The organism is Pseudomonas segetis, assembly GCF_900188155.1.
Taxonomy (GTDB): Bacteria; Pseudomonadota; Gammaproteobacteria; order Pseudomonadales; family Pseudomonadaceae; genus Aquipseudomonas; species Aquipseudomonas segetis.
On record NZ_FZOG01000001.1, the window covers coordinates 1,270,327 to 1,281,898 of the forward strand.

At 55.8% G+C, this 11,572-nt stretch carries 12 protein-coding genes and 1 pseudogene; 4 read left to right on the plus strand and 9 right to left on the minus strand.

The features are described from left to right. Positions 1–10: 10 nt before the first annotated feature. The 7 genes and pseudogenes from CHB79_RS05685 to CHB79_RS05710 all read right to left on the minus strand — a co-directional run bounded on the left by CHB79_RS05685 (position 11) and on the right by CHB79_RS05710 (position 7,381). Positions 11–1,255, minus strand: coding sequence for an FAD-dependent oxidoreductase (locus CHB79_RS05685; protein WP_245851365.1), 1,245 nt, complete (start codon positions 1,253–1,255; stop codon positions 11–13). Further along, positions 1,244–1,405, minus strand: a pseudogene (locus CHB79_RS22160) (rubredoxin); the annotation flags it as partial. The gene CHB79_RS05685 and the pseudogene CHB79_RS22160, both read right to left, overlap by 12 nt. An 11-nt stretch (positions 1,406–1,416) precedes the next feature. Further along, positions 1,417–2,862 (minus strand): aldehyde dehydrogenase family protein, encoded by a 1,446-nt coding sequence (locus CHB79_RS05690; protein WP_089359157.1) that lies wholly within the window; start codon positions 2,860–2,862, stop codon positions 1,417–1,419. A 10-nt stretch (positions 2,863–2,872) separates the two neighbouring features. Beyond that, a complete protein-coding gene (locus CHB79_RS05695; protein ID WP_010678658.1) occupies positions 2,873–4,063 on the minus strand; it encodes an aromatic ring-hydroxylating oxygenase subunit alpha in 1,191 nt (396 codons plus the stop codon). 240 nt (positions 4,064–4,303) lie between these two features. Next, entirely contained in the window at positions 4,304–5,233 is a 930-nt protein-coding gene (locus CHB79_RS05700; RefSeq protein WP_089359158.1) for a LysR substrate-binding domain-containing protein, read from the minus strand. A gap of 400 nt (positions 5,234–5,633) precedes the next feature. Further along, positions 5,634–6,332: an extensin-like domain-containing protein gene (locus tag CHB79_RS05705; protein WP_089359159.1), complete on the minus strand. Its 699-nt coding sequence runs from the start codon at positions 6,330–6,332 to the stop codon at positions 5,634–5,636. A 74-nt stretch (positions 6,333–6,406) separates the two neighbouring features. Then, positions 6,407–7,381 carry a zinc-binding alcohol dehydrogenase family protein gene (locus CHB79_RS05710; RefSeq protein WP_089359160.1) on the minus strand — a complete coding sequence of 325 codons (975 nt, stop codon included), beginning with the start codon at positions 7,379–7,381 and terminating at the stop codon, positions 6,407–6,409. A 191-nt stretch (positions 7,382–7,572) separates the two neighbouring features. Here CHB79_RS05710 and CHB79_RS05715 point away from each other — a divergent pair, with 191 nt between their 5' ends. The 3 genes from CHB79_RS05715 to CHB79_RS05725 all read left to right on the plus strand — a co-directional run bounded on the left by CHB79_RS05715 (position 7,573) and on the right by CHB79_RS05725 (position 9,979). Beyond that, positions 7,573–8,202, plus strand: coding sequence for a CGNR zinc finger domain-containing protein (locus tag CHB79_RS05715; RefSeq protein ID WP_010678662.1), 630 nt, complete (start codon positions 7,573–7,575; stop codon positions 8,200–8,202). Positions 8,203–8,493: 291 nt separating this feature from the next. After that, complete coding sequence (locus tag CHB79_RS05720) at positions 8,494–9,369, plus strand: alpha/beta fold hydrolase (RefSeq protein WP_089359161.1); 876 nt, start codon at positions 8,494–8,496, stop codon at positions 9,367–9,369. A 112-nt stretch (positions 9,370–9,481) separates the two neighbouring features. Next, positions 9,482–9,979 (plus strand): YkgB family protein, encoded by a 498-nt coding sequence (locus CHB79_RS05725; protein WP_089359162.1) that lies wholly within the window; start codon positions 9,482–9,484, stop codon positions 9,977–9,979. Between the two features lie 100 nt (positions 9,980–10,079). Here CHB79_RS05725 and CHB79_RS05730 read toward each other — a convergent pair whose 3' ends face one another. Then, complete coding sequence (locus CHB79_RS05730) at positions 10,080–10,571, minus strand: MgtC/SapB family protein (RefSeq protein WP_089359163.1); 492 nt, start codon at positions 10,569–10,571, stop codon at positions 10,080–10,082. A gap of 178 nt (positions 10,572–10,749) precedes the next feature. On the opposite strand from CHB79_RS05730, the gene CHB79_RS05735 reads away from it, so the two are divergent. Next, on the plus strand, positions 10,750–11,127 hold the full coding sequence (locus tag CHB79_RS05735) for a Rho termination factor N-terminal domain-containing protein (RefSeq protein ID WP_089359164.1): 378 nt from the start codon (positions 10,750–10,752) through the stop codon (positions 11,125–11,127). Between the two features lie 44 nt (positions 11,128–11,171). On the opposite strand, the gene CHB79_RS05740 is transcribed toward CHB79_RS05735, so the two are convergent. Beyond that, a partial coding sequence (locus CHB79_RS05740; RefSeq protein ID WP_141133416.1) for a TRAP transporter large permease subunit occupies positions 11,172–11,572 on the minus strand: 401 nt, incomplete at its 5' end.

Below are 11,572 nucleotides of genomic sequence, written 5' to 3' on the forward strand. Positions count from 1 at the left end.
GATGCGCCTCTCAGGCCACGGCTTGTTGCGCGGTTTCGCACGATTGCAGCCAACTATTGCGTTGCAACTGGGCCTGGCGTCCAAGCAGCACGAACCCATGCAGTTTCCCGGCAGCGCAATAGAACCCGGCGCTCATGCCATCTTCTGTCGAGGTGCAGCGCCACTCTCCCTGGATACCTGTTGCAGGTGGTAGCAGGCACAGGGGCGCCGCTGGTGTTTTCACCATGACCGGCATCAGTGGGTAGTCAGTCGCGCTCAATTGTCCGAGCAAGGTTTTGCTCAGTGCCTGGATTCCCTGGTTGATTGGTGCCAGATAGGGCAATAACTGCCCGTCGATTTCAATGCAGTCACCCAGGGCATAAATGCCCGGCACCGAGGTCCGCAAGTGCGCGTCGACCTTGATCCCGCGGTCGGTTGCAATCCCGGCGCTCTGCGCAAGCTGCAGGTTGGGTCGTAGCCCGACCGCAGACAGCACCAGGTCGGCCTCCAGCTCTTGACCATCACTTAGCTGCAACCTATAGCCCTGTTCCAGCCGGTCAATCTGCGTCAGCGAGTTTTGCAGGTACCAATTGACGCCCTGCTCGCTCAGCGCCTCTTGTAGATGCTGTCCGGCCTGCGCCGGTAGCAGGCGCTCCATAGGCCACTGCCCCAGGCCTATGACGCTGACCTGATAACCCTTGCCGACCAGGTCATTGGCAAACTCACAACCAATAAGACCATCCCCCAGGATCGCCACATGCCTGGCACCGGCCAGGCGCTGGCGAAAGGCTTGGTAGTCCTGCAGGTTATTGACACTGAGCATGGCCTCGCTATCGCCTGCAATCGGCAGGCGAATGGGTGCGGCGCCACTGGCCAGCACCAACTGGCCATATTCCATCTCACCCAAACTGGTATGCAACACAGCCTTGGCACTGTCGATGTGCTCGACCTTGCAGTGTGGGTAGATGCGGATGTTCAGACGCTTTTCCAGAGCCAGTGGCGACTCGCTAGCAAGACCTTCGACGCTCTTGCCCTGGGCAAGAGCAATGGACAGTCCAGGCTTGGAATACAAATGCCCGGAGTCCTGGGTAAGCAAACGAATTTCAACCTTGGCATCTGCCCGGCGTAACGCCTGGGCTAAACCATAACCAGCATAGCCACTGCCGATGATCACGATCGGCTGGCGTGGTTGCACGCTTGCTGGCGCTTCAACAATTGGCGTGGGCGCAACTGCTGGCGTTGCTACCGCAATGACGGGTTCGTCGATTTCAAGCATTTCGAAATCACTTTTACCAACGCCGCACTCCGGGCAGACCCAGTCTTCAGGTACATCTTCCCAGCGCGTCCCGGCAGCGATTCCATCTTTGGGCCAGCCTTCGGCTTCGTCGTAGATCAGGCCACAAACCACACATAACCACTTTTTCATGATCGTCTCCGCTACTCGCCGGTAACACGGATGGCAACGTTTTTTGTCCGAACGTAGCTGTAGAGCGCTTCCTGCCCTTTCTCGCGGCCGAAACCAGACAAGCCGACGCCGCCAAATGGTGTTTCGATACCACCGGCATACCATTCATTGACGAACACCTGGCCTGCTTTCAAGCGGCGCGTGCAACGCATGGCGCAGCTGATATCCTGGGTGAAGACACCGGCAACCAACCCAAACTCGGTGCCGTTGGCTATGGCCAGGGCATCTTCTTCGCTATCAAAGGGAATAACCGCCAGCACCGGGCCGAATACTTCATCCTGGGCAATGCTCATTTGCGGGCTGACATCGCGTATCACCGTTGGCCGCATAAAGTGCCCGGCGCGATCATTAAAGGACTCGCCACCAGTGGCAATCACTGCGCCTTCTTCAACTGCAGTGCGGCACAGCTGTTCGATGCCTGCAAGCTGTCCGGCGCTGATTACTGGCGTCAGGTCGGGATTGTGTTCGCCAATATCGACACTCAGGCCTTCGGCCATATTCACAACCAGATCAACGATTTCATCGTAGATCTCGCGCTGCACGAGCAGTCGCGACAGGGCTGAACAGACCTGGCCGGCATTGAAGAAAATACCGCTTTTGACACTGCTCAATACCTGTTGGCGATCCGCATCGGCAAACACCAGCGCCGCCGATTTACCGCCCAACTCCATCACGCTCGGAGTAGCGTTTTCAGCCGCAGCGTGCAGAATCGATTGCCCTGTTGGAACTGATCCGGTGAATACAATCTGATCCACCTGTTTGCTGCTGACCAGGTATGAACCCACTTCCCGGCCGCGTCCGCAGATCAGGTTGACCGCTCCCTTGGGCAGCCCGACTTTGGCAATTGCACGGATCAACACGCACATGCCAAGCGGTGACAGCTCTGGCGATTTGATCACCACCGCATTTCCGGCCGCCAAAGCCGGAGCCAGTGAGCGCGCACAAATGGATACCGGGAAGTTCCAGGGTACGATCTGCGCCGACACGCCCATCGGATCGTACTGGGTGAAATCCATATAGCCATTGCCCAGTGGGATCGAGGTGCCCTCGATCTTGTCGGCCATGCCAGCGTAGTATTCGAAGTAACGCGCAGCTTCGGTGAACTCGTCACGGGCATCATTGAGGCTTTTGCCGTTTTCCTTGCAGAGCACCCAGGCGCCCTCCTCGGCAACCGCCCGGATCTCAGCGGCAATCTGCAACAGCCAGGTTACCCGCTGAGCTGGTCGTACACGGTTTAGTTCGTTGCTGTCAGCGCAGCGGCGAGCAGCATCCAGTGCGCGCTGAGCATCGACCACAGAGGCCTGGGCGATGGTCGCCAATGGTTCGCCAGTGGCAGGTTGATGCACCTTGAGCTGATTGGCGCTATCGACCCATTCTCCATCGATATAGTTGAGCCAGTGAGCATTGATGTTGGTCATGTCTGTCTCCTTAGGCCGACTTGTCGGTTTCCAGGAACTGGCGAGCAGCCCAGGTATGGAAAAAATGGGTCGGAATATCCATCTCGGGCGAGAAGGCACCACCTTTGTAACCCGGCGAGTGACGACCTTTCTGCATGCCCTCCACCGAACTCACGTCTTCGGCGAACACCACTTTCCAAGACTCCAGAATTGAATTGCGGCAAGCAGCGTATTCATCGTTCAGCGCTTCATCGCCGACGTAGAACACACGTAGATGTTCCAGGGTGCGCCCCGGCGCTACCGGTTCCAGTTGCATGGCAAAAGCGTGATCGGCCTGAATACCCAGCAGAACGTTGGGGAAAAAGGCTACGTACTCGGCATTGCGCAGACGGTCTTGCGGCCAGCTCGGAAACTTCGGCATATGCGTGCCTGCTACATCTGACAGGTTGTAGGCGTAGCTGCCCTGCCCTGCGAAGTTGTCGCCGAACATGATGTTGTAGTGGTCTTCAAGGCGTGAATAGGTATTCAGGCTGGGGTGGACCCAAGGCAGGTGATATGCCTCGCAGTAGTTTTCAACGGCCAGTTTCCAGTTGCAGTTGATATCCAGGGTGGTGGCATCGAAACCTGGTCGGCGACGCAGCAGGCTCATGCCGTCGTCTCCCAGAAACTGGCTCCAACGGTCGGTCAGGGGGGCAAGCATTTCCTCCAGCGGTTGAGCGTCACCCGACAGGTTGACGAACACCATGTCCATCCAGGTCGCGCTGCGCAGCGCTTTAAGGCCATGTTTTTCGCAAGCGAAACGCTCATCCTTGTGCTTGTCGATTCCGCCCACGTGAGGCGTGCCGCGCAGTGCGCCATTCAAATCGTAAGTCCAGGAATGGTAAGGGCAACGGATGACCCCTTGCACAACGCCTTCTTCTTCGACCAGTTTCATGCCGCGGTGGCTGCATACGTTGTGGAATACCTGCACCACCCCTTCGCGATTACGCATCAACAGCAATGGCAGCCCCATGAAATCAACTGGCTTGACCGCCCCTTTCTGTACAAGATCGCTGGCAAAGCCGATGCATGCCCAGGTCTTGCCCATGACTTGATCACGCTCTAACTCGAAATAACGCTGCTCGGTATAGAACTCATTGCTGAGCCCGGTGGCTTGGTGAATGGGGTTGAGAACGGTTTCCAGTTGCTGGACCGGAATACGTTGAGAGATAGAATTGTTCATTGTTTTTCTCCCCTGCTGGGCACGGTTGGGTCAAGTTCGGCAGGTGCATTAGCCACGCTCCGTTGACCGCGAGTTTCGAGAAAAACAGCGATTTTCGACAAACGATTTTTTACATGATCGTTTATGACTTTTAATCATTAATAATTTATTAAATGCCCTATGCAAGCTGCTAAGAGCACTTATTATTTTTATATATGATTAAAAGTCATTAATTGAAGAGAAAAACTATTGCCTGAACCATCAAGCGCCGGATTCAGGATCGCTTGTGGCAAGCGGTAGTTGGGAAATTAACCAGGAACGAAATTGCTTCACGCTTTGGCGTGTTGCAGCCCGACTGTTCGGTTCGAGCAAGCAAAATTGCCCTTCGGTCATCAAGGTCGATTCAACCGGGCGGACCAAGGCGCCCGTCTGCAGATGGTTGTCGACCAGGTTCGACCAGGCCAAAGCGATGCCCTGCCCGCCTATGGCCGACTGCAGCAACATCGAGTAGCTGTTGATATTGATTCGATGCCGTGGCTGGACCATTTTTGTACCCAGCCGGGTAAACCACTCCGACCAGCCTATCCAATCGCGCTGTGGGTCTTCCAGCCACAACAAGGTGCAGGATGAAAACTGCTCAACGCTTTCCAGTTCAGGGTGCTTGGCCAGATAAGCCGGGCTGCACACCGGGAATACTTCCTCGGTGAACAAGGGAGTGACCTGCATGTTCTTTGGCAAGGTGCGGCAATAGTAAAGCGCCAAGTCACAATCGAGCCGCGAGTAATCCTTGACGTGATCGTAGGCGATGATGCGCAGGTCAATTTCTTCGTTGTCACGCTGGAACTCGGCTACTTTTGGCAACAGCCACAATGAGGCCATCGCAGTGCTGGTCGCGACCGTGACTTGCTGCGAACCTTTCCAGTGACGAATTTCTCCAGTGGCGCTGGCCAGTTGAATCAAGGTCTCGCGAACGACTTCGTAATATTGGTTACCGGTTGGCGTAAGGTTCATGGCTCGAGTCGTACGCTCGAAAAGCGCCTTGCCCAGGTAGTCCTCCAGCAACCTGACCTGACGACTTACCGCCCCTTGGGTCACATTGAGTTCATGGGCGGCAAGGGTGAAGCTCAAATTACGAGCAGCGCTCTCAAAGGCAACCAGGCTATTCAAGGGTGGCAATGGATTAATTTTCATCAGGCGACCACTTATTCTTATGTTTGTAGCTCATCGCACTTCACTTTGAAGCCTGATTTGATAAAGCCAGTCGACTTGAGTCGGGCTCAAGAACCTGCAGGCACAGGTGCTTTTTGCGAGCGCAAAGCGGGCTTTATCAACATGCTTAAAATAAAATGACCGATGAGTCGTTTACTGCAAGCATGGCTTTTTACGCCATCCCCTAGAGAGTCCGCCAGTGTTTTTTTATGCAGCGACAGCATGCTTTCAAGTCGCCGCAAGGGGCTATGACGGTGATTCGACATGAACAGTAGATCTGCTATCAAGCGTTAGTTCTGGCCTTCAAGACTGCGGAACTACGGCTCACTGCCGTGCTCTTCTTCAGCTGACCAGCACAATGTGTGCTGGCATCCGGCCCAGATCAACGGCAAACCCACCATGATCCCACATCAAGGTGAAAGTGATTGCGATGTGCCGCGTTGTAATCAGGGCTCAGAACCACGTTGAACGCCTCACAAGCACCATCGCGTGCCAGGCGCAGAAAGCGTGCATCTTCCCCCTGCCCCGACCAATCCTTGAGTACGCTGATGCGACGTCCGTCAGCCAAACGAAAACCAGCTATATCAAGCGCGTCGGCACTTGCATGCCGGCTGAGGGCTCCGTTCTTGCGGTTGTAAATATTCCTGCAGGCGAAACTACCCAAGTGGTCGATCTGGCTGACGGGCTGCCCGTACACAGCCTGCGCTGCCGGCTGCAAGCCATGGCGATCAAACAAGGCAAAGGCCACGGCAAGTGGACAACTGGCCAGAAAACTGCTGCTCAACCCAGGATTGCCACCCTGGACCCGCACCACGTTCTGTAGCGGGCAACGTGCATCTGCGGGACTGTCTTGCTGCTTTACAAACCGCAAGCCAGAGCCTTCCAGGGCCTGCTCACAGAGCTGCGGATCATTGCGTAGCCGCATCAGCTTGTAGCGCGTCAGCCAATTGGGTTGGGCGGCCACATCCAGTGGCGCCCATGGATTCCAGGCATCAGGCAAGGACACCCAACCGCGCCAGACTCCGAACAGCACGCCAAAGCCCAGCACGGACAACAACAAAAGCACTTTCACAACCCGCACGACGACTCCCGGTTATAAATTGGTGTGCCAGCTAGCCTGTGACAGTCCCAAGCATATGCCATTGGGCCTTGATATTAGCGCATAACGACAACCATCTTGCCTTCTGCTTCATTGGCTTCCATCACGCGGTGCGCTTCGTGAATCTCCTCAAATCCGAATACCCGTGATGGCTTTACATCAAGGCGTCCGGCGGCAGCCTCTTCGGCAATGGCTTGCAGTGGCACATCCGCGAGAGGAAACCCTGGGGTGCCAAAGACGAAGCTTGCAAAAAATGTCAGGTAAACGCCACTCGCCATCTGCAGCAATGGGTTGAAATCACCTATAGGATCAAGCCCACCCAACCATCCTGCCAGGCATACACGACCACCGCGCCGCACAATTGCCAGGGAGTCGAGTACCGTACTGTTGCCCACCAGGTCGAGCACGGCATCAAAGCCTTTGGCCCCGGCAATACGGGTTGATAAGGCGGGCCCTTCAAGTTCAACACCGGCAGCGCCGAGCGCCTTGAGCATCTGTGCACGCCTCTGGCTACGGGTTGTTGCAATCACGCGAATCCCGGCGTTTACAGCCAACTTGATTGCAGCCTGCCCAAATGAAGAGGTAGCGCCCCTGATCAGCAGCGTCTGGCCCCGCTCGATTTCGAGATTGCGGAACAGGCAGGTCCAGGCCGTGGCATAGGTTTCAGGAATGGCAGCCAACTGCGCCCATGGAAGATCGGCATTGATAAGCGCAACGTTGGTGACTGGTGCCTGGGTGTACTCGGCATAGCTGCCATTGATCGTCCTGCCAAGCCCGCCCATCAACGCGGCGACCTTGGCCCCTACAGGGAACTCTCCTCCTGGACAGGATTTAACAATGCCTACACATTCAATCCCGCTTACCGGAGCGGCTTCAGCCCATTCACCACGCCGCATATGCATCTCTGCATGGTTAATACCAAATGCCTTGATTTCGATAATGACGTAGCCTTCCTTGTCTTCAGGCTCAGCAATATTTTTATAAACCATGCTATCCAGGCCACCAAATTTTTCCAGAACGATCGCTTTCATAAAATTCTCCTTCCAGGGTGCGCAAAGGCATCGGCTCGATTTGACAGTGCTCCGAGAGATCAAGCTGCCCAAGGCCAATCGACCGGTAACCGCTCAAGAGGCAATAATCAGGTTATTAAAGACTGTATAACTTGTCAAAGGTAGTTTGTCTGGTTACCCTTCAGCCATACCCGACCTAAAGCGAGCAGCCAATGCCCCCTATCTCAGCTGTGCCTGCAATTTTCGTCGCTGATGCACCAGCCCTGGACTTCCTCAACTCAATAGCCACACCTGTCGATGAAGAGGTCGACTGGCTCGCCGATGCGCGTGGCTTACTTGATTGGTTGGCGCAGTCCGGCTGGGTTGCCCCGCAAACCCTGGCGCATATCGAGGCAGGTGCGTTGCCAGGTGAGTTGGAGGCCGTTGCGACACAAACCAGGGCGCTACGTGACTGGTTCAGGACCTTTGTCTCCAAATATGCTGGAAACACGCTGCCAACCGAGGCTTTGAGTGATCTGGCAACCCTCAACCGTTTGCTGGACAGGGACGATAAGTTCAGCCAGATAGCTGCGTCTCAACACAGCCCTGCCCAGCTTGAGCTGCAGTCTCACCGGCGTTGGCGGACCCCTGACGCACTACTCCTTCCCATTGCAGAAGTGCTGGCTAGGTTTATTTGCGAGGAAGACTTCTCAAATATCAAAAGCTGCGAAGGAACGCGCTGCACCCTCATGTTTGTTGACCATACGCGTGGCAAGAAGCGTCGTTGGTGCAGCATGTCAGTCTGCGGCAATCGTGCAAAAGCGGCGGCGCATCGCGAACGCCAAAAAGCGACTGACGACTAGATTAGCGCGCTCTCCTACCTTGGGCGCTCGCCTGCCGCTGCTCCCACCTGCTCAACTGATTGCCAATGCCTGATCTGGCATTGGTAGAGCCCACACGCCGTCTGACTTCCCCCCTGTCCCTGTATTGCTTCGTGCACAGCGCCTCGCGCCTGTTTTGCCTTGGGCATGTCCAGTTATAAAAACCGAACAATCAAGTAACCTCTCAAAATCATTTTGACAGGTTACTAAATCCATGCCAGTGTTTATTCCGTAGATGCAGTGTTTATTCCCACATCACTTGAGGAACAAATCATGTCCAGTGCAAATGACACCGCAAGGTTGATCACCTATAACTTCGCCGAAGCCGATGGCGTAAGCATGTTCTATCGGGAAGCCGGAGACCGGAACAAGCCAACGATGTTGTTGCTTCACGGTTATCCCAGCTCCTCGCATCAGTTTCGCCAGCTCATTCCATTGCTATCGGCTCACTACCACATCATCGCGCCAGACTTGCCCGGCTTTGGTTTCACAGAGGTGCCAGATTCGCGCGCCTACCTCTACAGTTTTGACGCCCTGGCCAAAACGCTGGGGGATTTCGTTGAGGTGTTGGGCCTGAAGGCCTACTCAATGTATGTCTTTGACTATGGCGCCCCAGTGGGCTTGCGATTGGCTGTGCAACACCCCGGCCGGGTGACAGGCCTGATAAGCCAGAATGGCAATGCCTACCTGGAGGGATTGGGTGATGCATGGGCTCCGATCAGGGCTTATTGGGCCGAACCCACTGCCGCCAATCGCCAAGTGATCGCTGATAATGTCCTCAGTCTCGAAGGTACACGCTGGCAGTATCTGCACGGTGTTGAGCGGCCAGAGTTGGTCGCACCTGAGTCATACAGACTCGATACCCTGCTGATGGAGCGTCCCGGAAACAAGGACATCCAGCTGGATCTGTTTCTTGATTACGCCAATAACCTGGAGCGCTACCCAGAGTTCCAGGAATTCTTCCGCAGTCACAAGATCCCGACCTTGGTTATCTGGGGCAAGCACGATCCATTTTTCATCCCACCAGGTGCTGAAGCGTTCAAGCGTGATAACCCCAATGCGGTTGTCGAGCTTCTGGATACCGGCCATTTCGCACTTGAGACTCACGCTGAGCACATTGCCCGGCGAATCATTCAAACCATAGGCTAAGCGAAGCGGTACTGGCGACTGCGGCCATGGATGGCACAAGCCCAGAGCCAAAACGATTTCTTCACTGAAGCCTGGTGCTCACCGCTTCCTGCTATTACGTCTGGAGTTGATCATGAATTACTTTATAGAACTGCTTGGCCGCTCGGGGCTTCTCAAGCGCGACCTTGATTACCATCTGCTCCGCACCGTGATGGTGATCATTTTTCTGTGGTTTGGCTATGACAAATGGTTCGAAGCCGAAATAGTTGATTTGCTGCCACTGATCAATAACGGCCCCCTTATTTCCTGGACGATTCCAGTATTCGGGGTCAATGGCACGAGCATTTTCCTAGGTGCTTCGGAATGGACCTTTGCCACGTTATTGTTTATGGGCTTCTGGCACAAAAAGCTGGGAGTACTTGGCGCTCTGGGGTCATGTGCGACCTTCCTTGGCACCCTTAGCATCTTTCCCTTTGCACCGGGTGCCTGGCACCAAGGTGCTGGCGGTTTTCCCGCCATGACCATAGTTTCAGCTTTTCTGTTGAAGGACCTGGTGTTGCTGGCGGTGTCGGTCTACCTGCTCAAGCAAGACGTCAGCCGTGTTATTGCGGCGCGCGGCCTGGGCGTCTAGCCGAGATCGACGCGACGCTTGCAGTTCACCCAGTCGACGCTCTACAGCCGTCGACTGGGTGACCTCTTCCCTCGCTTCTGGCGGCCATGGCGCCGGGCATCTAGTGTTTTTTGTCGTCCGTGTTTGAGCCTTGAAGCAATGGCATCACATGCAATACCAATAGCACGATAACTGTCGAGATCAGCGCAGTTGCCTCTCGCCCCAGACCAACTGCTACGCCTATGGCCGCCGAGGCCCACAATCCGGCAGCCGTGGTCAGCCCCTTGACGTTGGCGATACTGTCACCTTTGAGAATCGTACCCGCGCAAACAAAACCGATGCCCGTGGCCACCCCCTGGATGACCCGGCTCATGGCGTCATGTTCGGCACCTTCCTGTTCCAGGGCCATCACAAAGATAGTCGCACCTAGGCACACCAGCATATGTGTGCGTATGCCTGCGGCCTTGCCCATCACCTCACGCTCGTAGCCGAGCAGCCCGCCAAGGAACATCGCCAACAACAGGCGTAGGCTGGCCCGGGTCAGTTGCTCTACTTGGCCAAGATCAGAAAACTCGAGAATCAGGGTCGCGATAATGCGTTCGCTAATGTCCATCAGCCTCTCCAGAATGGAACCCTTCTGTTTCTGAGGTGAAAACACGGCAAAGGTTCATCTACTCAGCACTGCATACTTCCATCCATCCGCTCACAGGAACCAAAGCCCCGCTACAAGGTTCTCTTGCCTTATGCGCTGCGGGGCAATCCGGCACCACGGCAAATCGGGAGAACATGTCATGACACGCGCAAGCAAGGACAAGTACACCGAGAAACAAAAGCGTAAAGCCGAACATATAGAAGACAGCTACAAGGCTAAGGGCGTGCCAGAAGATGAGGCCCAAGCACGGGCCTGGGCCACGGTGAACAAGCAGTCAGGCGGAGGCAACAAGGCCGGCGGTTCGGGTCGACAGACTGATGAAGCCAGCAAAGAGGCCGCCCGCCGATCATCTGCACGCCGGGCTGCGGCTACGCGCAAAGGCACGCCACGACCCGGTCAACGACTGGACCGAATGACCAAGACCGAGCTTATGGATCTGGCGCGCAAGCGCAATCTGGCTGGCCGCTCGACCATGCGCAAACAGCAATTGCTCGATGCGCTACGCGAGGCTAGATGACTGCCACCCACAGCCCCATTGCTGGGGCTGCAGGCGCCGTTGGGTCAGTTCATCCCCAGCCAGTTTGGCAGGGCCATTGAAACGGCCGGGATGTAGGTGATCACCATCAGGAAGCCGAGCAGCAGCATCAGCCACGGCCAGGCGGCGCGGATGACCTGGGTCAGCGGCATGCCGGTCACCGCCGAGGTAACGAACAGGTTCAGGCCCACTGGTGGGGTGATCAAGCCGATCTCCATGTTGACCACCATGATGATGCCCAAATGGATCGGGTCGATGCCCAGTTGCACCGCAATCGGGAACAGGATCGGCGCCAGGATCAGGATGATGGCCGAGGGCTCCATGAAGGCACCGGCCACCAGCAGCACGATGTTCACCACCAACAGGAACTGCCACGGCTGCAAGCCCGCTTCGATCACCCAGGCGGTGATGGTCTGCGGGATTTGCT